The 23,852-nt window shown below is 64.7% G+C and carries 18 protein-coding genes; 11 read left to right on the top strand and 7 right to left on the bottom strand.

Going from position 1 to position 23,852, the window contains the following annotated elements; genetic code table 11:
• Positions 1-171 precede the first annotated feature (171 nt).
• The 3 genes from BJD12_RS20605 (at position 172) to hpaM (ending at position 6,633) form a co-directional block, all read left to right on the top strand.
• On the top strand, positions 172-2,571 hold the full coding sequence (locus BJD12_RS20605; protein WP_005988271.1) for a penicillin acylase family protein: 2,400 nt from the start codon (positions 172-174) through the stop codon (positions 2,569-2,571).
• A 585-nt stretch (positions 2,572-3,156) separates the two neighbouring features.
• A complete protein-coding gene (locus BJD12_RS20600; RefSeq protein WP_042827597.1) occupies positions 3,157-5,289 on the top strand; it encodes a TonB-dependent siderophore receptor in 2,133 nt (710 codons plus the stop codon).
• A gap of 291 nt (positions 5,290-5,580) precedes the next feature.
• The gene (gene hpaM, locus BJD12_RS20595; RefSeq protein ID WP_039423845.1) at positions 5,581-6,633 is read left to right on the top strand and encodes a type III secretion-associated outer membrane-bound protein HpaM; all 1,053 of its coding nucleotides are present in this window, start codon (positions 5,581-5,583) and stop codon (positions 6,631-6,633) included.
• Between the two features lie 66 nt (positions 6,634-6,699).
• Here hpaM and asnB read toward each other — a convergent pair whose 3' ends face one another.
• From asnB to map, 7 genes are all read right to left on the bottom strand, one after another.
• A complete protein-coding gene (gene asnB / locus BJD12_RS20590) occupies positions 6,700-8,394 on the bottom strand; it encodes an asparagine synthase B (protein WP_005988264.1) in 1,695 nt (564 codons plus the stop codon).
• 295 nt (positions 8,395-8,689) lie between these two features.
• A complete protein-coding gene (gene dapE / locus BJD12_RS20585; RefSeq protein WP_005988263.1) occupies positions 8,690-9,820 on the bottom strand; it encodes a succinyl-diaminopimelate desuccinylase in 1,131 nt (376 codons plus the stop codon).
• 115 nt (positions 9,821-9,935) lie between these two features.
• Positions 9,936-10,292, bottom strand: a complete 357-nt coding sequence (locus BJD12_RS20580; RefSeq protein WP_005988261.1) for an arsenate reductase — start codon at positions 10,290-10,292, stop codon at positions 9,936-9,938.
• A gap of 55 nt (positions 10,293-10,347) precedes the next feature.
• The gene (locus BJD12_RS20575; protein ID WP_229003626.1) at positions 10,348-10,761 is read right to left on the bottom strand and encodes a hypothetical protein; all 414 of its coding nucleotides are present in this window, start codon (positions 10,759-10,761) and stop codon (positions 10,348-10,350) included.
• Positions 10,758-11,921 (bottom strand): 2,3,4,5-tetrahydropyridine-2,6-dicarboxylate N-succinyltransferase, encoded by a 1,164-nt coding sequence (dapD, locus tag BJD12_RS20570; protein ID WP_005988259.1) that lies wholly within the window; start codon positions 11,919-11,921, stop codon positions 10,758-10,760. Before dapD ends, BJD12_RS20575 begins: the two co-directional genes overlap by 4 nt.
• 17 nt (positions 11,922-11,938) lie before the next feature.
• The gene (locus BJD12_RS20565; protein WP_039423339.1) at positions 11,939-14,548 is read right to left on the bottom strand and encodes a [protein-PII] uridylyltransferase; all 2,610 of its coding nucleotides are present in this window, start codon (positions 14,546-14,548) and stop codon (positions 11,939-11,941) included.
• The gene (gene map, locus BJD12_RS20560; RefSeq protein ID WP_005988256.1) at positions 14,545-15,321 is read right to left on the bottom strand and encodes a type I methionyl aminopeptidase; all 777 of its coding nucleotides are present in this window, start codon (positions 15,319-15,321) and stop codon (positions 14,545-14,547) included. Before map ends, BJD12_RS20565 begins: the two co-directional genes overlap by 4 nt.
• Before the next feature lie 318 nt (positions 15,322-15,639).
• Between map and BJD12_RS20555 the strand changes: the two genes are divergently transcribed.
• The 8 genes from BJD12_RS20555 to tsf all read left to right on the top strand — a co-directional run bounded on the left by BJD12_RS20555 (position 15,640) and on the right by tsf (position 23,597).
• Positions 15,640-16,164 carry a Csu type fimbrial protein gene (locus BJD12_RS20555; RefSeq protein WP_039423357.1) on the top strand — a complete coding sequence of 175 codons (525 nt, stop codon included), beginning with the start codon at positions 15,640-15,642 and terminating at the stop codon, positions 16,162-16,164.
• An 8-nt stretch (positions 16,165-16,172) separates the two neighbouring features.
• Positions 16,173-16,940 (top strand): fimbrial biogenesis chaperone, encoded by a 768-nt coding sequence (locus BJD12_RS20550; RefSeq protein ID WP_005988252.1) that lies wholly within the window; start codon positions 16,173-16,175, stop codon positions 16,938-16,940.
• Positions 16,941-16,956: 16 nt separating this feature from the next.
• Positions 16,957-19,305 (top strand): fimbria/pilus outer membrane usher protein, encoded by a 2,349-nt coding sequence (locus tag BJD12_RS20545; protein WP_005988250.1) that lies wholly within the window; start codon positions 16,957-16,959, stop codon positions 19,303-19,305.
• Positions 19,302-20,336, top strand: a complete 1,035-nt coding sequence (locus BJD12_RS20540) for a Csu type fimbrial protein (protein WP_042827596.1) — start codon at positions 19,302-19,304, stop codon at positions 20,334-20,336. Before BJD12_RS20545 ends, BJD12_RS20540 begins: the two co-directional genes overlap by 4 nt.
• 48 nt (positions 20,337-20,384) lie before the next feature.
• Entirely contained in the window at positions 20,385-20,711 is a 327-nt protein-coding gene (locus BJD12_RS20535) for a hypothetical protein (protein WP_039423345.1), read from the top strand.
• 2 nt (positions 20,712-20,713) lie between these two features.
• Positions 20,714-21,415 (top strand): fimbrial biogenesis chaperone, encoded by a 702-nt coding sequence (locus BJD12_RS20530; RefSeq protein WP_005988247.1) that lies wholly within the window; start codon positions 20,714-20,716, stop codon positions 21,413-21,415.
• A gap of 316 nt (positions 21,416-21,731) precedes the next feature.
• Positions 21,732-22,547 (top strand): 30S ribosomal protein S2, encoded by an 816-nt coding sequence (rpsB, locus tag BJD12_RS20525; protein ID WP_039423346.1) that lies wholly within the window; start codon positions 21,732-21,734, stop codon positions 22,545-22,547.
• A 171-nt stretch (positions 22,548-22,718) separates the two neighbouring features.
• Positions 22,719-23,597 (top strand): translation elongation factor Ts, encoded by an 879-nt coding sequence (gene tsf, locus BJD12_RS20520; RefSeq protein ID WP_005988243.1) that lies wholly within the window; start codon positions 22,719-22,721, stop codon positions 23,595-23,597.
• Positions 23,598-23,852 lie beyond the last annotated feature (255 nt).

The raw sequence follows: 23,852 nt of genomic DNA, 5'->3' as shown, positions 1-23,852 counted from the left end.
GCCAGACCCCTCGCGGTCATCATCCGCAGCCACACTGAAACCGCCGATACCAGCACCGCGCAGCGGCAAGCGTGCGGGATCGGCAGGCACCGCGCCTGACGCGTCGGTGCCGCTGCTCGTGCTTGCCCCGGTCTGTAGGCCACCCACGCACCACGCTCCAAGGAATCGACGATGCGCAAATGGCTGGCCCGGCTGATGCTGGCAACTGTGGTGCTGGTGCTCGCCGCCGGCCTGACGCTGTATCTGCTGCTGCGCGGCAGCCTGGCGCAGTTGGATGGCGACACGCGGTTGAGTGGCCTGGCCGCTGCCGTCAGCGTGCAGCGCGACCACAACGGCGTGGTCACCATCGATGCGAAAAGCCAGACCGATGCGATGCGCGCGCTCGGCTACGTGCATGCGCAAGACCGCTATTTCGAGATGGATTTGATGCGCCGCGCGCCTGCCGGCGAATTATCCGACCTGTTCGGCCCCAAGGCGATGGACCTGGACAAGCGCAATCGCGTGCATCGGCTGCGCGCACGCGTGCATGCCAACCTGGATACCGCCGCCGGCAGCCAGCGCGCTGCCCTGCAGGCCTACACCGACGGCGTGAATGCCGGGCTGGCCGCGCTGCCGGTGCGGCCCTGGCCCTATTTGCTGCTGCGCCAGACCCCGCGCGCCTGGACGCTGGACGACTCCATCCTCACCGGCCTGGCGATGTACGCAGACCTGCAGGACAGCGACAACCAGACCGAACTGGCCGCCGCGCGCATCCGCGCCGTGGTGCCGCCCGCCCTGGCGGCGCTGCTCGACCATCAAGGCTCCAGCTGGGACGCGCCGCTGTTCGGCCCGGCGCACGGCAATGCCGTGTTGCCCGATGCGGCTGCGCTGGATCTGCGTCGCCTGCCGCATCCACCCGCGGCGCCACCTGCCGAGCAACCCACGCCGGGCAGCAACAATTTTGCGGTGGATGGCAGCCTCACCGCCGACGGCCGCGCCATCGTCGCCGACGACATGCATCTGGGGCTGCGCGCACCCAACATCTGGTTCCGCGCGCGGCTGCGCTACCCCGACACCGCTGCGGCAGGGGGCAAGGTGGACGTCACCGGCTTCACCCTGCCCGGCCTGCCCGCGGTCGTGGTCGGCAGCAATGGCCACGTGGCCTGGGCGTTCACCAACAGCTATATCGACACCGCCGACTTTGCGCGGATTCCCGCTGCCACGCCGGGTCATCCACAGGCGCTGACCACGCATGTCGAAACGATTCGTGTCGCGGGCGCTGCGCCAGTGCGCCTGGATGTGCGCGAGGCGGCTTGGGGGCCGATCCTGCATGAAAACCCGGATGGCAGCCTCCTGGCGCTGCGCTGGGCCGCGCAGCTGCCGGGCGCGATCCGCCTGGACTTCGCACAGATGAGCAGCGCACGCGACCTGCAGAGCGCATTCGAGGTCGCCGACCGCTCGGGCATTCCGGCTCAAAACCTGTTGCTCGCCGATCGCAGCGGGCGCATCGCCTGGCGGCTGATCGGCGCGCGCCCGGCACGCAATCCCGGGTGCGGCCCCACCGGCATTGCCGAACTTGCGACCGCTGCACCGCCATCGGCATCGCCCCCTGCCCAGAGGGACCCGCAAGCGTCCGGCTGCACGCCATGGCCGGTGCGCAGCGACGCGGCGCCGGCGTTGATTGACCCGTCCTCGCATCGGCTATGGACGGCCAATAGCCGCGTGGTCGATACGCAGCAGCTGGCCACGCTCGGCAACGCCGGCTACGACCTCGGCGCGCGTGCGCAGCAGATCCGCGACGACCTGTTCGCGAAGCAGCGCTTCAACGAGCGCGATCTGTTGGCGATCCAGCTGGACGATCGCGCGCTGTTGTTGACGCGGTGGTGGCAGCTCCTGCGCGGGGTGGTCGAGCACAGCAAGGACCCGGCGTTGCAGCAGATCGAACAGGCAACGCGCCAGTGGGATGGCCATGCATCCACCACCTCGGCCAGCTACCGCATCGTGCGCGAGTTCCGTAGCAAGACCATCGATAAAGTAGAAGCTGGCCTGCTGGCGCCGGCCCAAGCCGCGTTGGGCGAGCAGTTCCTGGCACCGCGCCGCGCGCAGCTGGAAGGCATCGTCTGGCCGCTCTTGCAGCAGCGCCCCGCCAACTTGCTGCCACCCACATTTGCGAGCTGGGAGCAGTTGCTGAGCGATGCCGCAAGCAGTGCGCAGGCCGAGCTAGCTGCACAGGCAGACCCAGGCCAGCCACTGGACACGCGCACCTGGGGCGAGCGCAATACCGCCGCCATCTGCCACCCGATCGCCCGCGCACTGCCCGATTTCGCCAAACGCTGGCTATGCATGCCCGCCGACCAACTCCCAGGCGACCGCGATATGCCGCGCGTGCAGGGCCCGGCCTTCGGCGCCTCCGAACGCATGGTGGTGTCGCCTGGCCACGAACAGGACGGCATCGTGCACATGCCCGGCGGTCAGAGCGGCCACCCGCTGTCGCCGTTCTGGGGGGCAGGACACGAGGATTGGGTGCATGGGCGACCCACACCTTTTCTGCCCACTGCCACGCGTTACATGCTGGAATTGCGTCCGCAGTAGAAGTGGCTGGCACGCTGCTCTGGAAGCAGAACACAGAAAGATCCGGCATCGCCACCGTGCAAGCCCCTTTGTCGTCGGGACAGATGCTGGACTGCGGGTACGACGCATTACGCCGTGCCGGACAGCAGACTAGGCTGCACTGCCCTACGCATCGACAGCGCTCGACGCAGGCGTGGAAAAGAATCGGAAAGCATAACCGCGCTGCAAAAACCCTTCTCCCCTCGGGAGAGGGGTTGGGGTGAGGGATACGCCGCATTAGCAATGCTGCCGGCCAAGCGACGCTACTCTCCATGCGTTCCTACAAATGCGCATGCAGACGCGATGACACGTGACTTTGCTCGCCCCCTCATCCGCCCTTCGGCCCCTTCCCGGTGGGAGAAGGAAGCCGATGCTGCCTCCCCGCATTGCCTTCTGCACTACTGCATTCCCGCACTCGATTCTTCGCGTCTCGCATGTCTGCATCCCTGCGCGCACACGCCCACAAGCACATCGCATAACGCACCGCGTCCATGCGGTAGCGACCTCTGCAATTGCGCAAACACATCATGCTAAGATGCACTTGATAACGATTCCCATTAGTGACCAATGCGACCCACGCTCCTTGTCACCGCGCTCGCCGCTGCGCTCGCTCTGCAACCTGCTTTCGCTCAACACATCACAACAGCGGCCGTCACCGAGCTGGATGGCGTGGATGTCGTCGGTCGTGCGCAGACGCTCTACAAATCCGAAGACGCCGCCGTGGCCACGCGCACCGACACGCCGCTCTCGCTGGTGCCGCAATCGGTGCAGGTGCTGCCGCGCGAGTTGATCGACGACCAGGCCGCGCGCCAGATCACCGATCTGTATCGAAGCATCAGCGGCATCAGTTTCTTCAGCTACGCCGGGGTTACCTTGCGCGGTTTTCGCCAGGAAAACGTGCTGTATGACGGTCTGCGTGGCGACCCGTATGCAGGCTTCTCCGTGCCGCAGTTGTTCAACATCGAACGCGTTGAAGTGCTTAAGGGCCCGGCAGGTGCGTTGTATGGTGCCGGCGAGCCCGGCGGCGTCATCAACTACGTCACCCGCAAACCTGCACACCAGGCGCAGCGGCGGGTGGAGCTGCAACTGGGCAATCAATCGTTCGGCGCCGCGTCCTTCGAAGCCACAGGACCTGCGCGCGACGACGGCCGTATCCGCTATCGCATCGGCGCCTATGCCGATGGCGAGGACGGCTTTCGCTGGAACACCGATAGCCAGAGCCAGATCGGCGATGCGTCTTTGGCCTTCGATGTCGGCGACACCGGTGAACTCACCCTGCAATACACCGATATCACCCAAAACCTGGGCGGCAATCGCCTGCGCGGCGTGCCGGTCGATGACAACGGCAACTTCCTCACCGACCGCCGCTGGAACCACAACGAGCCTACCGATTTTCTCGACATGCGCGCCAAGGTCGCCTTCGCGCAGTATCGGTTTTCGCCGTCCAGTGCGTGGGATGTGGACATGGCGCTGCGCTGGTTCAAGAACGATGAGCATCAGATCTATCACGAGCCGATGGGCTTGATCGACCGCGATCGCGACGGCACTGCCGAGTGGATGACGCGGCAGTTGCGCAACCAGTACCGCGACAACGACGCGATTTCCGGCAACGTCAATGCGGTGTTCCGCACCAGCACCGGTACCATCGCACACAAGCTGCTGATGGGCGCCGATTACTATCGCCTGGACGCCGATTTCCGGGCGCAAACGGCCAATACCGCGGATACCGGACGCGTGCGCGGGCCGGTGCCTGGCATCAATTTGTTCAACCCGGTCTACGGGCGCAGCGGCTTCTACGATTATGGTCTGGACACGCTCCCGTGGCGTGCCACCAGCACGCGCAGCCTGCGCTACGGCGCGTATCTGCAGGACGAACTGACGCTGACGCCGCGCTGGTACGCGATGGCCGGACTGCGCTGGGACGGCTTCAAGGACGACAACCTGCTGGATGGCTCGCGCATCACCGGCAACGACCTCAGCTGGCGCGTGGGCAGCACCTTCGTGCTGCGCGACGGCGTCAATGCCTATGCGAGCTACGCCAGCGGTTTTGTGCCGCAGGACGCGGCAAATCAGGATGCGAGCGTCGGCGGGCCGTTCGACCCGGAGCGCAGCAAGCAATGGGAGCTTGGTCTGAAGACCGCGCTCAACGATGGCGGCCTGACCCTCAACACCGCGCTGTATCGCATCGAACGCAGCAACATCGTGCAAGCCAATGGCAGCGTCGTCGATGGCGTCAACCAATTGTCCGCACTGGGCCTGGTGCGCAGCGAAGGGCTGGAGGTCGACCTGCTGGCCGACCTGACCCAGCGCTGGGTGCTCAATCTCACCTACGCCTACAACGATGCGCGCGTGCTCGATGCCGGCAGCGACGGCATCACCAATGCATCGGGCGATCGCTTCGCCAATGCACCGCGCAACACGCTCGGACTGTGGACCCGCTACGACCTGCCGGCCTGGCGCTCGGCGATTGCGTTCGGCGCCGACTACGTGGGCGAGCGCGTCAGTCTGGATGGACAACGCGTCAAGCCATACGCCATCTACGACATCAGCTGGCAAACGCAATGGGATGCATGGAAGCTGCAGATCAACGTCAAGAACCTGTTCGACAAGGTGTATGCCGTGAGCGGCTTCAACGCGCGTGGCGGGCACTTCCCGGGCGAACCGCGGCGCATCTATGCGCAGTTGGCTTACACCTTCTGAGTGTGGTCGATCGTCCAAGCAGCTGCAGTGGGCATGGTGACGGCGCCTGTGTCGCCATCCGGTAAGCATCACCTGCATGCTTGCGTGCGTCTCACCTGCACTCACCCACGACCGCAACTGCGCCTTGACGCACACTTGCGGTGCGCTCGATTGCCACGCAATGAACCTGCGCCGAATCGCGCAGGCTCTCATGGGCTGGAACTTAACGTTCAGTGGGACACACTAGAGGCCGTCGCGATCCGAGATATCTCCACAGCGACCGCCCCTCTCCCCTCACTGACCGGAATCCGCATGCCTCAGCTTGCCCGCTCCGTTTCTGCCCTGTTACCCCTGGTGTTTGCAGCCGCCTGCTCGGCCGCGCCCCCAGCCAAATCCGGCCCGCCAGATGCGCCTGTCGCCAGCTGCACCGCCAAGGTGAAGCCAGGCCAGGATCTGCAGAAGGCCATCGACAAACTTCCGCAGAGCGACACGCCGTCGGTGTTGTGTCTTGAAAAAGGCGAATTTCCGCTGAGTGGGCTGGTGTCGATCCACCGCGGCAACCTGACCCTGCGCGGCAAAGGCCCGAGCACGGTGCTGCGCATGGCCGATGGCGTGCAACAACCCGCACTGGTGGTAGGCGACTACGAAAACCAGCAGCCGACCGGCGTGATCCGCAATGTCAGCATCGAAGACATGCAGATCGTCGCCAGCACCGGCGACAAGGAATTCATGCCCGAGCGCCCATACCTGAGCAACAGCGCGGTGGTGGTGCGCTCCGGCCAGGGCATTCGTCTGGCCGGGTTACAGGTCAACAAATGCCGTAGCGCCTGCCTGTTGAGCGAATACGACACGCGCGAGATCACCATCGAAAACAACGATGTCTCCGGCGCAATCTGGGACGGCGTGTCATTCAACCGCACGGCCAAGGTCACCATGGTCAACAACTACATCCACGACAACGTGGCGGCCGGGTTGACCACCGAACATCTGGAAGACAGCGAGATCCGTAACAACCGCTTCGAGCGCAACGGCAGCCAGGGCATTTATCTATCCGATGCGCGACGTAACCGCTTCAGCAACAACCAGTTCGATGGCAACAAGGTGGCCGGCGTGTTCCTGGCCTGCGCCATTCGCTACCGCACGCCGGAAATCCTGTGCTGGGACAACAGCATGAGTCAGGACAACGTGTTCGAGAACAACCGTTTCTCCAATACGCCGTTCACCTACACCATCGGTGTGGACCGCGCGGCCAACTGCACCGCGGCCGACTTCAAGCCGAATCTGTGGCGCAACAACCAGGCCGATGTGGCCGGTGTAGATATTGAGCCGCAGCGCTACGGCTATTGCGTGCGCCACGAGCAATAAACACGGGCGATAGAGAGCGGCCGGCAATGCGTGGGCGCGCGCCGGCCGCTGCCCTTGAAACCTGCGTTACGAAGCCAGTGCCTGCTCGTGCACGCCGGCAATCGCACGGCCCGATGGGTCGGCCATCGCGGCAAAACTCGCGTCCCAGGCAATCGCAGTCGGCGACGAGCACGCAATCGACTTACCGCCGGGCACGGTTTCTGCCGCCGCCTGGCTCGGGAAAAACTGCTCGAATAGGCTGCGATAGAAATACGCCTCCTTGGTCTGCGGCGGATTGACCGGAAAACGCCGGTCGGCCGCCGCCAGTTCGCGGTCGCTCACATGCGTGGCGGCGTGGGCCTTGAGTCCATCGATCCAGCCATAACCCACGCCATCGCTAAACTGTTCTTTCTGCCGCCACAGGATCGATTCGGGCAGATAACCGGCGAAGGCTTGGCGCAATACGCCCTTTTCCATCCGCGTGGCGCCGGTGCTGGTTTTGTCGATCATCTTGAAGCTGGCATCCATGCGCATGGCCACGTCCAGGAACTCGCGGTCCAGGAACGGCACGCGCGGCTCCACGCCCCAGGCCATCATCGACTTGTTGGCGCGAAGGCAATCGTAGTTGTTGAGCGCGTCGAGCTTGCGCACCAGCTCTTCATGGAACTCGCGCGCGTTCGGCGCCTTGTGGAAGTACAGATACCCACCAAAGATTTCGTCGCTGCCTTCGCCCGACAGCACCATCTTGACGCCCATCGCCTTGATACGCCGCGCCAGCAGAAACATCGGCGTGGACGCGCGAATCGTGGTGACATCGTAGGTTTCGATATGGCGGATCACTTCCGGCAACGCGTCCAGGCCTTCTTCGAAGGTGTATTCGAAGCCGTGATGCACGGTACCCAGTGCGGCGGCGGCCACCTCGGCAGCGGCAAGATCAGGCGAGCCTTTCAAGCCGATCGCGAACGAATGCAGGCGCGGCCACCATGCTTCGGTGGTGTCGTTTTCTTCGATGCGATGCCGTGCATAGCGCGCAGCCACCGCGGCGACCAACGAGGAATCCAGACCGCCGGAAAGCAACACGCCATACGGCACGTCGGTCATCAGCTGACGATGCACCGCGCGTTCGAACGCCTCGCGCAACTCCTGCAGTTGCACCTGCACGCCTTCCACTTCGCCGTATTCGCGCCAGGCGCGCTCGTAGTAGCGGCTCAAGGCACCGGTGGCACTGTCGTACCAGTGACCGGGCGGAAACTGCGCGGCATCGGCGCAGTCGTCCACCAACGATTTCAGCTCCGAGGCCACGCGCAGGCGGCCTTCCCGATCATGTCCCCAGTACAGCGGCACCACGCCGATCGGGTCGCGCGCGATGATCACCCGCCCGGCCGCCTTGTCCCACAGTGCGAACGCAAAGATGCCGTTGAGGCGGTTGAGATACGAGGCCGGTGCATCCTCGCGGTACAGCGCGTTGATCACTTCGCAATCTGAGCCGGTCTGGAAGGCGTATGGCTGCTGCAGCTCCTGCTTGAGTTCGCGATGGTTATAGATTTCGCCATTCACCGCCAATGTCAGCTGCCCATCTTCCGAGAGCAATGGTTGCGAGCCGCCGGCCGGATCGACGATGGCCAGGCGTTCGTGCACCAGGATCGCACCAGCGTCGACATACACGCCGCTCCAGTCCGGGCCACGATGCCGCTGCCGCTGCGAACATTCCAGCGCCTGCCGGCGCAGGGCCTGCAGATCGTCGCCGGGTTGCAGGCCGAAAATGCCGAAGATGGAACACATGGAAACACTCCTGATGAAACGACGGGGATGGGTGGCCGGTGGACGAGCATGCTGCATGGAAGTGACGCCCAAAAAAAAACCCGCATCGGCCGATGCGGGTTTTCTGATTCCTGGGCGTTTGGGTGTACTTCGCCTAGTCGCAGACCCGCATCGGCCGCGCACGATTATTCGCGCGCAGCGCATTGCGGTTGGCGTTATTGAGGTTGGCGAAGCGGATGACCATGCAGTTGACGCTAACCGTTCGTTTTCGCTGGCGCAACTGTTTCAGCGGCAACGACGGCGCCGCCGCGCTCGCTCAGCCGATCAACAAGCGCTCGACAAGCGTGCGATACAGCGACGGCAGCGCCTCCAGATCGGCCACGCGCACATGCTCGTCGACCTGGTGGATCGACGCGTTGACCGGGCCGACTTCGATGCATTGCGCGCCCAGCGGTGCGATGAAGCGCGCATCGGAGGTACCGCCGCCGGTGCTCTCTTCCGGCGGCGCGCCGGCGAACTGGCCCAACACCTCGCGCGCGACACTGCGCAGCCGCCCCTCTGGCGTATAGAACGGCTCGCCACTGCGGTGCCAACGCACGCTGTAATCCAGTGCATGGCGATCCAGCACTGCGGTGATTTCTGCCTCCAGACGCGGCGCATCCCAGTGCGGGGTGTAACGCAGATTGAAAGCCACCTGCAGCTCGCCGGGGATCACGTTATTGGCGCCGGTGCCGGCATGGATATTGGAAATCTGCAGGCTGGTGGGCGGGAAACTTTCGAAGCCATCGTCCCATCGCCGCGCGATCAGTTCGGCCAGCGCCGGTGCCGCCAGGTGGATCGGGTTGCGCGCCTTGTGCGGGTACGCCACATGGCCTTGGACACCGTTGACGATCAGATTGCCGGACAGGCTGCCGCGGCGGCCGACGCGCAACAGATCGCCCAAACGCTCGGTAGACGAAGGCTCCCCGGTGATGCACCAATCGATCGTTTGCCCACGTTCGCGAAACACGTCGGCAACCCGGCGCACACCATTGATGGCGTCGCCCTCTTCGTCCGAGGTCAGCAGCACCGCCAGCGTGCCTGCGTGCGCTGGATGCGCGGCAACGAACTGCTCTGCGGCAATGACAAACGCGGCGACGCTGCCCTTCATGTCCGCCGCACCACGCCCGTACAGCACGCCGTCGCGGATCTGCGGATCGAACGGATCGCTGGTCCAAGCCTCGCGGGGGCCGGGCGGCACCACATCGGTATGCCCGAGCAGCACGAGCACCGGCGCGCCGCGACCATGCGTGGCCCACAGATTATCGACTTCGCCCAGACGCAGGTGCTCGCAGCGGAAACCGGCCGCATCCAGTCGTTGCGCAAGCATTGCCTGACACCCGGCATCCACCGGCGTTACCGACGCGCGCGCAATCAGGTCGCGGGTCAAATCCAGCACATCGCTCATGGAACATCACCTGCGTGGAGGCCGCCGGTGGCGGCGTGAGTTGATCTTGCCGTGTCAACGCGGCAACCATCGACCTGCGGCATCGTCACCGCAGTCTGCCTGCGAAAAGCGCCACTCAGCCGACGCCGAAGCGCCGTTTGAAGCCGTTATCGGAAAAGCCCTGGGTCAGTGCACCGTCATCGGTGACCACAACAGGGCGGCGGATCAATTGCGGGTACTCGCGCAGCAACAGCTTCCACTCCGCTTCCGAACCGGGCGCCTTCTTGTTGTCGGGCAACTGCCGCCAGGTGGTAGACGACTTGTTGATCAAGGCATCGAATCCGCCCGCCTTGCCGGCCCACTCCAGCATCGCCTCCGGCGACGGCTTGTTGTCGCGGTAATCCACAAACGTGTAGGCGACGCCGAAACGATCCAGCCACTTGGTCGCCTTTTTGCAGGTATCGCAGTTCTTCAATCCATACAACGTGGTCATGTCGTGCTCTCTTCAACTGCCTGGCGCTCGCCTGCACGCGCCAGCAGGGTGGTCGTTAACTCGGCAGGGTCTTGCCCATGAGCAGGCAGGAACACCACCTGCCTGCGTTCACCGTGGAATTCAATGCCAGCCGCACCGGCGGAAGCAGCCAAGCAGGATCGACCGCTCGCAATTGCGCAAGGTCTACACGTTGCGACCGCGCCTGCTGCACGATCTCCAGCGCATCGCCGGCATCGCGCACCTGCGCCCACCGTCTGCACAGCACGTAGTGCCGCACGGTCAGCCCCACCATCGCGACAGGTGCCAGCCAGCGCAGCACATCCACCTGCTGCGGGACGCCGTCGCGGGCCAGCGAGCCTGCCACGTAGACCGCAACCCATCCCAGCCACAGGGCCGGGATGCCCCACCGGGTCCAGCCACTGGCCGGACGCGACAGCAGGGCGCCCACGTCTGCGTGTGCGGGACTCAATCGGCCAGACCGCGCAACAGCTCGTTGACGCTGGTCTTGCTGCGCGTCCTGGCATCCACTTGCTTGACGATCACCGCGCAATACAGCGAATGCGAACCGTCCTTGGACGGCAGCTGGCCGGACACCACCACGCTATACGGCGGCACATAGCCATAGGAAATTTCGCCGGTGGCGCGGTTGTAGATCCGCGTGCTCTGCGAAATGAACACGCCCATGCCGATCACGCTGTGATGGCCGATGACCACACCTTCGACCACTTCCGAGCGCGCACCGATAAAACAGTGGTCTTCGATGATCGTCGGGCTGGCCTGCAACGGTTCGAGCACGCCACCGATGCCGGCACCGCCGGACAGATGGCAGTGCTTGCCGATCTGCGCGCACGAGCCCACCGTGGCCCAGGTATCGACCATGGTGCCTTCGCCGACATAGGCACCGATATTGGTGAAGCTCGGCATCAGCACTACATCCTTGCCGAAATAGGTACCGCGGCGCGCCACCGCACCGGGCACCACGCGCACCCCGGCCTTGCGGAATTCGGCTTCATGGAAGCCGGCAAAGCGCGACTCCACCTTGTCCCAGAACGGCGCCGGCTGCGCGTCGATAACCGCCATCTCGTTGACGCGGAAATACAGCAGCACGGCTTTCTTCAACCACTCGTTGACGGTCCAGCCGCCCTGCCCGTCCGGCTCGGCGACGCGGAATACGCCGCTCTCCAGGCCGTCGATCACGCGGGTGACGATCGCGCGGGTGGAGCCCTCGATCTCGTCCATCGTCAAGGTGGCACGGCGCTCGAACGCGCTTTCGATGCCGAACTTGAGTTCATCGCTGCCCACATGGGTTGCCGCGCTCTGCACGGCCTGCTCGGCAATCGGCAGTTTCTTCGCAGCGGCCGCCTTCTTTGCGGCCGGCGCCGACACCACGCGGGTTGCCTGCTTGGCCACGCGCGGTGCGCCAGCCTTCTTTTTTGCAGCGGGCTTGTCCACCGCGGTTTTCTTGACCGCCGCCGTCTTGACCGCTCCCTTCTTGCCGACGCTCGCTACCGGCTTGGCCGTGCCTGCGGGCGTCTTGGCGGCCTTGGCGGTGGAGGTCGCGGCGCGCTTGGGTGCGGCGCTGGCGGTGGTGGCGCCGGGCTTGCGCGCGGTCTTCTTGGTGGTGGCCATGGGGGTCTCCGGATGTACTAGGCGGGATCGAGACAGGCGCACAACGCATCGCGCAGGGCCTGCCGGGCGGATTCGGACAACGGGCGATCGTGCTCGTCGGTGATCTGGAACTGATCCTCCGCCCGCTCGCCAAAGGTGGCGATGCGCGCGTCGTGCACGCGCAGATGTTGCATGCGCAGGACATGCGCCACATCGGCCAGCAGGCCGGGGCGATCGGGGGCGACCAGACTGATGCGGGTGCGGCGGCCGCCAGCGCTTTCGCTGAATTCCACGCGTGGCGCAAAACGGAAATGTCGCAATTGGCGTGGCACGGCACGCCGCGATGGCCGCACCTTTTGCAGGTCGCCGGCCAGTACCTGCCGTAGCGCTGCGGCAAGACGCTGCGGATCGCCGTCGGCATAGCCTTCCTGCGGCAGCACTTCGAACACGTCGAAGATCGCGTCGTGCGGCGCGTCCAGTACCCGCGCACGGTGGATGCCGTAGCCCTTGCGATCCAGCGTGGCCACGATGGCCGAGAACAGGCCATCGCGGTCCGGCGAATACACGAACAGTTCCAGCGCATCGTTGTCCGGCACCGCACGACGCGCCTTGACCAAGGTCTGGCCGATCTGTACTTCGATCAACGACGCCGCCTGCCAGGCGAGTTGCTCGGGACGGAAGCGCAGGAAGTTTTCGTCCGGCATGCCGGCGAACTGGCGGTCGATGGTGGCATCGTCGTGGCCTTGCGCCTGCATCAGCGCGCGCGCGGAATCGCGCGCCTCGCGCAAGCGTTCCTCGCGCGGCGGCGGATGTTCCAGACCTTCGCGCAACGCGCGACGCGCAGCGAAATACAGATCCGCCAGCAGCCGGTCTTTCCATGCGTTCCACAGCTTGGGGCTGGTGCCGGCGATGTCGGCACATGTCAGCAGATACAGATAATCCAGCCGCTCGCGGGTGCCGACCAGGGTGGCGAAACGATGGATGACCTCCGGGTCGGAGATGTCCTGTTTTTGCGCGGTGACCGACATGCGCAGATGCTGCTCCACCAGCCAGGTCACCAGTTGGGTATCGCCTTCGCTCAACCGGTGCGCAAGACAGAACGCGCGTGCATCCACCGCGCCCAGTTCGGAGTGGTCCCCGCCACGGCCTTTGGCGATGTCATGAAAAAGACCGGCCAGCAGAAGCAATTCCGGCTTGCGCAGGCGCGGCCAGACTTCGTGGGTGATCGAAAACCGCTCGTCGGCACGTCCGGCAGCGAACAACGCGATGTTCCGCAGCACCATCAGGGTGTGCTGATCTACCGTATAGACGTGAAACAGGTCGAACTGCATGCGCCCGGACACGCTGGCAAAGGCGGGAATCCACTGCCCCAATACGCCGAGCCGCGCCATGCGATTGAGCGTTTCCACTGCACGCGGCCCGCGCAACAGCGCCATGAAGCGCTCGCGGGCGGTCGCGTCGGCGACATCGTAGGCAGGCAGATCGCGTAAGACTTCGGCCAGCGCACGTGCGGTCAACGAATGCAGCCCGCGCACATCGCGATGCGCTGCCCACTGCGCAAACAGCGCGAACACCTGCAGCACATCGCCATCGGGCCAGCTCTCGGCATCGGCGGCCAAATAGCCGCGACGCAGGCTGAAACCGTCGCCCAGCGGCTCCGGTACCGCTTCGCCATCGAACTGTTCTTCGAAACGCTGCAACAGTCGGTCGCTGATGCGGCGGATCAACGCAGCGCTGCGGTAGAAGCGCTGCATCATTTTTTCAACGCCCAGGCTTTCCGGATCGTCAGCAAACCCCAACCGCTGCGCCAGCGTCTTTTGGTAATCGAAACGCAGCCGCTCTTCTGGCCGGTTGGCCACGATGTGCAGGCCAAAGCGCAACCGCGCCAATTCTTCGCGCTCGCGCCGCAATGCAGCCGCTTCGTCCAAGCCGACATGGCCCAGCCCGACCAAAGCTTCCAGATCCTTGACCCCGAATGCGCGCAGCGCCATCCAGCCCAGCGTCTGCAAATCGCGCAGGCCGCCCGGGCCGTCCTTGATGTCGGGTTCGAGGTTATCGGCGGTATCGCCAAAGCGCTGATGCCGTGCCAGCAACTCTTCGCGTTTGGCCTGGAAGAAATCGCGCGGCGGCCACACCCATTGCGGCGCGATCGCTGCGGCCAGCGCCGCACGCGCTTCGCCGTCGGCCACCAGCGGCCGCGACTCGATCAACGCGGTGAGCACGGTCTGATCGATCGCTGCGGCGGTGCACTGCGCCGGCGAACGCACCGCGTGACTGATCGGCAGACCGACATCCCACAACAATGCGAACAAGCGGGCCAGCGCCTGCTCGTGGCGCTGCTGCGCGGCGGTATTGCCCAGCACCAGTACATCCACGTCCGAGCGCGGAAACAGCTCGCCGCGACCATACCCGCCAACGGCGTGCAACGACAGGCCGCTATCGGGCGGAATGCAGCGCGCCCAGGCATTGCGCATCAACTGGTCGACCGCGCGCGCGCGTAACGCGACCAGCCGTTCTATCGGCTCGCCCTGATCGAAGCGCTTGCACAGCCGCATATCCGCATGCACCAGCAGCGGACGGGCCTGCGCGGCCCATTCCGCGTCGCCGGCGACACCCGGGTCGGGTCGATCCGCCGGCGTGTCCGTCATACCGGCGCGGGCGAATTGGCCGACAGCGTCAGCACATCGACGCCGTCTTCGGTCACCGCGACCATGTGCTCCCACTGCGCCGACAACTTGCGGTCCTTGGTCACCACGGTCCAGCCATCGGGCAGCGTCTTATGGTGATAGGTGCCTTCGTTGATCATGGGCTCGATGGTGAAGGTCATGCCCGGCTTGAGCACCAACCCTTCGCCCGGACGACCGTAATGCATCACCTGCGGCTCGTCGTGGTAGACCTTGCCGATGCCGTGGCCGCAGTAGTCGCGCACCACGCTGAAGCGCTCGGCTTCGGCAAACTTCTGGATCGCGTGGCCCACATCGCCCAGCGTGGCACCCGGCTTGACCGCGCGGATACCGCGCCACATCGCCTCATACGTGGTATCCACCAAACGCTTGGCCATCACCGATGGCGTGCCCACGTAATACATGCGGCTGGTGTCGCCGTGCCAGCCGTCCTTGATGACGGTGACATCGATATTGACGATATCGCCGTCCTTCAAGATCTTGGCCGCGCTCGGGATGCCGTGACAGATCACGTTGTTGACCGAAGTGCAGACGCTCTTGGGGAAGCCGCGGTAGCCGACATTGGCAGGAATGGTGCCCTGCACGTTGACGATGTAATCGTGGCAGATGCGGTCGAGCTCGGCAGTGGTGACGCCCGGCTTGACGTGGGGGCCAACGATGTCGAGCACCTCGGCGGCCAGGCGACCGGCGACGCGCATCAGTTCGATTTCTTCTTTGGTTTTCAGATTGACGCTCATGACGACGATTATCGCCGATCCGGGCTGAATCTGAACGACCCGCGTCGGCGTTTTTTGCACGACGCAATGCCGGCGCGTTAAGCGAGCGTGACAACAGGAAACCGACGGCACCGCCTATTCATGTGTGACGCAGCTCATCTCGCGTCAACTTTTGCGCAAGCGGAGTCATCCGCAAGACATCCCAGATCGAGGGAAAGAGTCAATCCAAACACCTAGATAGATGATGAATTCGCAGTTATGTTTGGCACAGCGGATGCATTGCAGGGGGAGCGACACCTTGTCGCGTCACCACAGACCCGACCGGTCAAGGAAATGTCCATGCACACTGTCCGCCCTGTCCTGCTCTCTCTTGGCTTGCTGTCGACCATCGGCATCGCCACGGCAGCAGATACCACCACCTTCAACGTCAAGATCGCCGTCACCAAGGCTTGCACGATCACCGCCGCGTCCGCCACGGACGTGGACTTCGGCTCGGTGCTCTCCACCTCCACTGCCAACGCCGACGCAAACGGTAGCGTCACGGCCCAATGCACCGCATTGACGCCTTACAACATCGCGCTGAGTGCGGGTAGCAACGCAGGCACTGCCAACGACGTGACCACCCGCCGCATGAAGAACGCCGACCCGCTGGTCACTACCAACAACTTCATCGCCTACCAGCTCTATCAGGATCTCGGCCGCAGCACGGTCTGGGGCAGCACCACCGGCACCAACACTCTGAGCCGCACGGCCACCGGTCTCAACCAGGTCTATCCGGTCTACGGCCGAGTGACCAATCCATCGGTCAACAACCCGGCTACCGGTAGTTACCAGGACACCATCACAGCGACCATCGTCTATTGAGCCCACATATGCCATCGCAACAGTTGCCGTCCCGCCTTCGTGCGTGGCTGGTCCTGATCGGACTGGCCCTGAGCCTGTTGCTGGGCAACGCCTGGCTGCTGCCGTCCGCACGGGCGGCCAGCCTGCAGCTCGCGCCGACCTCGCTGACGTTGAGCGCGCAACAGACGGCCGACGGCCTGTGGTTGAGCAACAGCGGCGGCGCGCCGGTACAGGTGCAGACCCGCGCTTATCGCTGGACCCAACGCGATGGACAGGACCAGCTCGAGCCAACCCAGGAACTGCTGATCAGCCCGCCGATGCGCACCTTGGCAGCAGGCGAGCGCCAGCTGATTCGCGTGATCCGCGCCGGGCCTGCACCCACTCACCAGGAGGCCTGCTACCGCATCATCGTCGATGAACTGCCCAGCGCCGATGCCGATCGCAAGGGCATGCAGTTCGTATTGCGCTACTCGGTGCCAATCTTTGTCCTGCCGCCCGGCAAGACCGGGCCCACTCCCACCTTGAGCACGCAGGTCGTAGCGGGCACCGACGGCAATGCGCAGATTCAGATCAGCAACAGCGGCTCGGGGCATGCGCAGGTGGCCGATCTGCAGCACCGAATCGATGGCACGGCCAAGACAGCCTTGAACGGGTTGGTTGGCTATGTCTTGCCGGGCCAGACCATGCGCTGGTCGTTGGGCGCACCGCTGACGCAGTTCGGCCGCGGCACCATCGTCGCAAGGATCAATGGTGAGGCTGACGAACGCATCCTGCTGGACGCGCCTGCGGCGCCGTGATGCGGCTCGGCTGGCGATGACGCTCCTGGCGGCCGCCACCGGGTGGGCGAACGCCATGGCCGGGGACCTGGCCGATGTCGCATCGTTGCCCGACCAGAGTGCACAGGCCGCTGCCACACAGCCGCAGTTGCTGTATCTGGATGTCACCCTGAATCAGGCTGATCGCGGCCTGGCGCCGTTCGAACTGGTCGATGGCCATCTGCGCGGCTCGGTGGAAACGCTGCGCAAACTCGGCTTCATCCTGGCCGATCGCGCACCGGACGCATTGGTCGATCTGGATCTGCTGCCGGATGTGGAAGTGCGCTACGACGCTGCGCTGCAGCGACTCGCGCTGCAGGTGCCACTAGCGCAGCTGTCGCTGTCCACCACAATCCTCAAGCCGGAAGAAGTCGCCCCGCCCAATGCCACCGCATCGCCAGGCATCCTGCTCAATTACGACTTCTATGCCACGCGCAATGCCGGTGCCAGCAGCATGTCATTGGCAACCGAGCTGCGCGGCTTCGGCCTGGGCCGCGGCATGTTCGATACCACGGCCGTTTTCCTGGCCTACGACCGCCAGCAGGACCAACGCTGGCGCAGCGAGGCGGTGCGCCTGGACAGCGCCTGGCAAATGGATTTCCCCGACAGCGCCACTAGCCTGCGGGTGGGTGATTTTTACAGCGGCTTCGTTGACTGGAGCCGTTCGCTACGCCTGGGCGGCGTGCAGATCGGCCGCAACTACGCGCTGCAGCCCTATCGCGTACTGACCCCAACGCCCAGCTTTCTGGGCGAAGCGGCAGTGCCTTCCACGGTGGAGTTGTATGTCGACGGGCTGCGCCAATACAGCGGCCAGGTGCCGGCGGGGCCGTTTCAGCTGGCGGCACAGCCAGGCATCAGCGGCACCGGGCAGGCACAGATCGTGGTGACCGATGCGTTCGGCCAGATACGCCGGCTGGACTTCGCGTTTTATGGCACCCCGCAGCTGCTGGCACGTGGTATTTCCGAGTGGTCGGCCGGCATCGGCCATCTGCGCCGCGATTACGGCGTGCGCTCGTTTTCCTATGCCTCGCAGCCGGTTGCCAGCGCCAGCCTGCGCAAGGGCCTGCGCGACGATTTCACCATCGAGGCGCACACTGAAGCTGGCGGCGGCGTGATCAACGCCGGTGCTGGAGGGGTTTGGCTGCTCGGCCCTGGCGGCGTATTCAATGCAGCCTATGCCCACAGCCGGATGCATGCGCTGCGCGGCGGGCAGTACGTGCTGGGTTACGCCTGGAATAACCGGCGCTTCAACATCAATCTGGGGACCCAGCGCACCCACGGCGATTACCGCGACCTTGGCGCATTGCAGGGCAGTCTGCCGGCACGCGTCAGCGACCGCGCTGCGTTCGGCGTCAATATCGATCCGATCGGTTCGCTCGGCACCAGCTATGTGCGTCTGAGCTATCCGCAAGGCGATACCTCGCGCTATGCCAGTGTGTTCTGGTCGCGCAGCTTCGGGCGCAATTGGGCGGCCAACCTGTCCGGCAACCAGAACCTGGATATTCACAGTGACCGCAGCCTGTATCTGTCGCTGTCGACCACCTTCGGCGAGTTGCGTCAGGCCAGCGCTTCGATGCAGCGCAACGGCAATCGCACCGGGTTTGTGGCCGATGTCAGTCAGCCGCTGCCCGGCGACGGCGACCTGGGCGGCATTGGCTGGCGCGTACAGGCACGCGGTGGCGACGATGCCAGCGGCGGGCTGGCCGAGTTGGGCTGGTTGAACCGCATCGGCCGCTACAACTTTGGCTTGGCCACCCAGGACGGCAACAAGTTCGGCTACGCCAGCGCCAGCGGCAGCCTGGTGTGGATGGACGGCCGCAGCTTTGCGGCGCGCGACGTCCAGGATGCGTTCGCAGTGGTGTCCACCGACGGTCAAGCCGGCATTCCGGTTCGGCTGGAGAATCGTTTGATCGGCGTCACCGATGCACGCGGCACCTTGTTGGTGACGCCATTGCAATCGTGGCAGCGCAACCAACTATCGATCGATACGCTGAGCCTGCCGGCGGATCTGCGCGTGGATCGCGTCGACACCACGGTGACGCCGCGTCAGCAATCCGGGGTAGCGGTGCGGTTTGGCATCACCCGCGTGCGCGCTGCGGTGATCGTCCTGCATGACGCAAACGGCGACCCGGTGCCGGTAGGCAGCGTGGCGCAGCGCCAAGGCGATGCCGAGCGTGTGGTGGTCGGCTACGACGGCGAAACCTATCTGGACAATCTGCAGAACGACAACCGCATCCTGGTGGAATTGACCGAAGGCCGCTGCATTGCGCAGTTCGCGTATCCAGCCGATGCCGGCGGCATTGCGCGGGTTGGCCCGCTCCGCTGCATGGCGGAGCCCTCGCCATGACGCAATCGAGACGCTGGCGGCTCCTGCTTGTATTGGCCTTCTGCAGCCTGTGGCTGGCACCCAGCCAGCACGCGCGGGCCGACACCACCTGCACGGTCACGCTAGGGACGCCAATGGCCTTCGGCAATGTCGCGGCCAATGGCACGACCGATGCGGTCGCCACGCTCAACGTCTCCTGCGCGACCGCCGCGCTCAGCGTTCTGGGGTATGCGCAGGTGAGCCTGTGCCTGCATCTCGGGCCCGGCAGCTCCAGCAATGGACTGTATGCCCCGCGTCGCATGCTAAACGCCACCAGCGACAGCCTGGACTTCCAGATCTACAAGGATGCCGCACGCACCCAGGTCTGGGGAGCCATCGGGTCGGCAAGCCCGTCGCCAGGCCTGCTGACGCTGTCTTACGGCGTTCCGGTGATCACCGGCGGCTCGCTGACGACCAGCATCACGTTGTACGGGCGCATTCCCGCGAACCAGATCCTGTCGACCGGCAATCACACCAGTAATTTCGGGGGCGCCGACACCGTGCTGCGCTACGCCTATAACGAAAGCATCATCGGCGTCCCGCCGACCCCGGCCAATTGCACGACCGGCGGCAGCGGCGCCAAGACCGCCAGCAATGCATTTCCCTTCACCGCGTCGGCCACAGTCCCGGCGCGCTGCAACACCTATGTCACCACCGATCTGGACTTCGGCAGCATCGCCGGCAGCATCGATACCCAGATCGACCGCAGCTCCACCATCAGCCTGGCCTGCACAAACCGCACCGCCTGGAACATCGGTCTGGACGTCGGCGCCAACGCCAGCGGCGGCGCCCGCCGCATGCGCCACGCCACCAGCGCCAACTTCATTACCTACGAGCTCTACAAGGACGCCGGCCGCAGTAACCGCTGGGGCACCACGATTGGGGTAGACACCCTTGCCGGCACCGGCACCGGCGTCGCGCAGACGGTGACGGTCTATGGTCGCGCGCCGGCGCCCCAGCTCCCCATTGCCGGCGCCTATACCGACACGGTGACCGTCTCGATCACTTACTGAGCGTTAATTAAGTTCGCAGCGGGGGCGTCGCTATCTGTAATGTCTCCAATGCAAACGATTGCCTTCATGACGCCGGTCAACTTCCTAAGGTGCCTCTCGCTTGTTGCCCTCGTTGGCGGCGCCGCTGCAGCCAACGCGACCAACAACCGCGGCCCGGACAACTCCAGCCTGCATATCGGCCTGCGCCTACTCAGTGGTTGCGAGCTGCGCACCACACCACCGCGCGCCAGTTGCTCGCGCGGTACACCGTTTGCGGTCGCACAGCCCTCGCGTAGCCTCGACACCCCAACGACCACCAGCAACGGCCAGGAAGCCAGCGTACTCGCAGGGCCTATGCCCAACGGTGGGGCACGCATCACGACGATCGCATTCTGACCATGGCCGCTACCCGCCCGCGCTCAAGTTGGCTGCTGCTGGGCCTGCTATGCATGGCCGGCACGGCCGCCGCGACCGAAATCGCCATCGCCCCGACCACCGCGCAAATCCCGGCCGACAGCAACCAGGCAGCCGTCTGGCTTTACAACCAGGCAGCGCAACCGTGGCGCGCCGATGCCAAGCTTTATCACTGGCGCCAGGACGGCGAGCGCGAACTGCTGGAGCCGGCCACCGGCGCCACCGTTAGCCCTAGCCAATTCGAAATCCCGCCGCAGGGCCGTCAGCTGTTACGCGTCATCCGCCTCGGCCCAAGTCCCGCCTCGACCGAAGACAGCTATCGGCTGGTGGTGACCCAGCACGCCATCGGCGACGAAACCGAGCTGTTGCGGTACTCCACGCCCGTATTTGCGATGCCCAGCAACCCCGGCGAGCCGCACCCGCAACTGCAGGCGACTCTTTCCGCCCAGGGAGGCCTCCAAACCCTGCGCATCCACAACGCCGGTGTGCACCACGCACGCCTGGCCGACCTGGCGTTTATCGACGCAAGCGGTAGCCGGCGCAGCATCCGTGACGATCTTGCCGGCTACGTCCTGCCGGGCCAGACCCGGGAGTGGCAGCTCCCGGCCAATCTCGCTTTCGGTCTTGGCCGGTTCGTGGCACGCATCAACAGCGACACCGAAACCACGCTCACCCTGCAGCCCTGAAGCATCTATGCGCTGTTGGTTCCGAGCCAGCCGTGCAGATTGCACATGACCGGGCTGCCGGCTATACTCCGCCGGCTGTTTTGCGTCTCTCGCGCATTGCGTCGTTCACGTCGGACGTCACCGACGAATCCACACCTGCTGCCGCCATCCGTGCCGGGGTGCCCTCACTAGAGGGTTCGTCGCGGAGGCAACAGGGAAGCCCAACCCCGGAATCTTGTGCGATTTGATGCGAGTCCCTCGCAACAGCCCGCGCATCCATGTGCGGACTTTTCAACAACAAGCCGCGCACGGCGATTCCGCTATCAGGAGTTTTTCAATGCCTCAGGTCACCATGCGTCAGATGCTGGAAGCCGGCGTCCATTTCGGCCACCGGACCTGCTACTGGAACCCCAAGATGGCGCCGTACATCTTCGGCGCGCGCGGCAAGATCCACATCATCAACCTCGAGAAGACCGTTCCGCTCTTCAACGACGCGATGAACTTCCTCTCCTCGATCGCGCAGAAGCGCGGCACCGTGCTGTTCCTGGGCACCAAGCGCAGCGCGCGCGAGTCGATCAAGGAAGAAGCCGAGCGTTGCAACATGCCGTTCATGACCCAGCGCTGGCTGGGCGGCACGCTGACCAACTTCCGTACCGTCAAGCAGTCGGTCGCCCGCCTGAAGGAACTGGAAGCCGCTGAAACCGACGGCACCTTCGAAAAGCTGGTCAAGCACGAAGTGCTGGGCCTGCGTCGCGAGCGCGAAAAGCTGGACGCGTCGCTGGGCGGCATCAAGGAAATGAACCGCCTGCCCGACGCGATCTTCGTGATCGATATCGGCCATGAAGACATCGCCATCAAGGAAGCCAAGAAGCTCGGCATCCCGGTGATCGCGGTGGTCGACACCAACTACGATCCGGCCCTGGTCGACTACGCCATCCCGGGTAACGACGACGCCATCCGTGCCGTGCAGCTGTACGCACGTGCCGCTGCCGATGCAGTGCTGGAAGGCAAGGCTGCTGCGCCGAACTCGGCGTCAGTTCGCGAAGAAGAGTTCTCGGCCGAAGCCGGCGACGAAGGCAAGGGCCGTCGCGCTCCGGCCAAGAAGGCCGCCGAGAAGAAGGCTGACGCACCTGCGGCACCGGCTGCCGAGTAATCGGCATGCAATGCGGCCGCCCCATGCTGGGCGGCCGCAGCCCCGACGGGTCCATCGTGCCCCGTCGCTGAGGCGACCAGAGATTCTTACGGGGGCGGCCCGCATGCTGCACCGTCTCCCCACTGGCGGAACACTTCCGCCTTATCGCATTCGTCCATACGAGGTAATTCCATGGAAATCACTGCTTCCCTGGTCAAGGAACTGCGCGAGCGCACCGGCGCCGGCATGATGGAGTGCAAGAAGGCACTCGTCGAAAACGCTGGCGACATCGACGCCGCTGCCGAATGGCTGCGCAAGTCGGGCCTGGCCAAGGCCGACAAGAAGGCAGACCGCGTTGCCGCCGAAGGCCGCATCGCTACCGCACAGGCCGGTGGCAAGGCCGTGCTGGTCGAAGTCAATTCCGAAACCGACTTCGTCGCCAAGGACGAGAACTTCCTGGCCTTCACCGAAGTCGTCGCCAACGCCGCACTGAACTCCGACGTGGCCGATGCCGAAGCGCTGAAGAGCGTCAAGCTCGATAGCGGCGAGACCATCGAAGCGCGTCGCGCTGCGGTGATCGCCAAGGTTGGCGAGAACCTGCAGGTGCGTCGCTTGGCCCGCATCGACAGCGCCAACAACGTCGCGGCCTACGTGCATGGCGGCCGTATCGGCGTGCTGGTCGAACTCAAGGGTGGCGACGTTGAACTGGCACGTGGTATTGCCATGCACATCGCCGCAATGAACCCGCCGCACGTCAAGGCATCCGACGTTCCGGCCGAGTTTGTCGCCAAGGAAAAGGAAATCGAACTGGCCAAGATGTCCGAAAAGGACAAGTCCAAGCCGGCCGAGATCCTGGAAAAGATCATCAGCGGCAAGATCAGCAAGATCGTCAACGAAGTCACCCTGTACGGCCAGCCATACGTGCTGAACACCGATCAGACCGTTGAGCAGGCCGTCAAGGCCGCCGGCGCGGACGTGATCGGCTTCCAGCGCCTGGCCGTGGGCGAGGGCATCGAGAAAGTGGTGGAAGACTATGCCGCCGAAGTGATGAAGCAGGCCGGCCTGGCCTGATCTTCACCTCAGCATTGAAAAAGCCGCGGCCATGCCGCGGCTTTTTTTTTGCCGCACCGACGACACCGCATTGCGCGAAGCTGAAGCGCACACATCCGTGGCGCCGATAACAGGACTGGGCACTACAGATGCCCTGGCCCTTGCCGATACACCTGAATGCCGACCAGACTCTCAGCACCCTATCCGTGTGCCTTCCACTGCGGCGACTGCGGGCCGTGGCGTGCTCAAACTCAACGAACGCAGCTGTATGCTTGC

It is taken from the genome of Xanthomonas vesicatoria ATCC 35937, assembly GCF_001908725.1.
GTDB lineage: Bacteria > Pseudomonadota > Gammaproteobacteria > Xanthomonadales > Xanthomonadaceae > Xanthomonas > Xanthomonas vesicatoria.
The sequence above is the reverse complement of the archived record's forward strand: the minus strand, read 5'-3'. Positions and strand labels throughout refer to the sequence as shown.

Coding starts and splice junctions, on each gene's coding strand:
- BJD12_RS20605 (WP_005988271.1), top strand. CDS start 172: ATGCGCAAATGGCTGGCCCGGCTGATGCTGGCAACTGTGGTGCTGGTG.
- BJD12_RS20600 (WP_042827597.1), top strand. CDS start 3,157: ATGCGACCCACGCTCCTTGTCACCGCGCTCGCCGCTGCGCTCGCTCTG.
- hpaM (WP_039423845.1), top strand. CDS start 5,581: ATGCCTCAGCTTGCCCGCTCCGTTTCTGCCCTGTTACCCCTGGTGTTT.
- asnB (WP_005988264.1), bottom strand. CDS start 8,394: ATGTGTTCCATCTTCGGCATTTTCGGCCTGCAACCCGGCGACGATCTG.
- dapE (WP_005988263.1), bottom strand. CDS start 9,820: ATGAGCGATGTGCTGGATTTGACCCGCGACCTGATTGCGCGCGCGTCG.
- BJD12_RS20580 (WP_005988261.1), bottom strand. CDS start 10,292: ATGACCACGTTGTATGGATTGAAGAACTGCGATACCTGCAAAAAGGCG.
- dapD (WP_005988259.1), bottom strand. CDS start 11,921: ATGGCCACCACCAAGAAGACCGCGCGCAAGCCCGGCGCCACCACCGCC.
- BJD12_RS20565 (WP_039423339.1), bottom strand. CDS start 14,548: ATGACGGACACGCCGGCGGATCGACCCGACCCGGGTGTCGCCGGCGAC.
- map (WP_005988256.1), bottom strand. CDS start 15,321: ATGAGCGTCAATCTGAAAACCAAAGAAGAAATCGAACTGATGCGCGTC.
- BJD12_RS20555 (WP_039423357.1), top strand. CDS start 15,640: ATGCACACTGTCCGCCCTGTCCTGCTCTCTCTTGGCTTGCTGTCGACC.
- BJD12_RS20550 (WP_005988252.1), top strand. CDS start 16,173: ATGCCATCGCAACAGTTGCCGTCCCGCCTTCGTGCGTGGCTGGTCCTG.
- BJD12_RS20545 (WP_005988250.1), top strand. CDS start 16,957: ATGACGCTCCTGGCGGCCGCCACCGGGTGGGCGAACGCCATGGCCGGG.
- BJD12_RS20540 (WP_042827596.1), top strand. CDS start 19,302: ATGACGCAATCGAGACGCTGGCGGCTCCTGCTTGTATTGGCCTTCTGC.
- BJD12_RS20535 (WP_039423345.1), top strand. CDS start 20,385: ATGCAAACGATTGCCTTCATGACGCCGGTCAACTTCCTAAGGTGCCTC.
- BJD12_RS20530 (WP_005988247.1), top strand. CDS start 20,714: ATGGCCGCTACCCGCCCGCGCTCAAGTTGGCTGCTGCTGGGCCTGCTA.
- rpsB (WP_039423346.1), top strand. CDS start 21,732: ATGCCTCAGGTCACCATGCGTCAGATGCTGGAAGCCGGCGTCCATTTC.
- tsf (WP_005988243.1), top strand. CDS start 22,719: ATGGAAATCACTGCTTCCCTGGTCAAGGAACTGCGCGAGCGCACCGGC.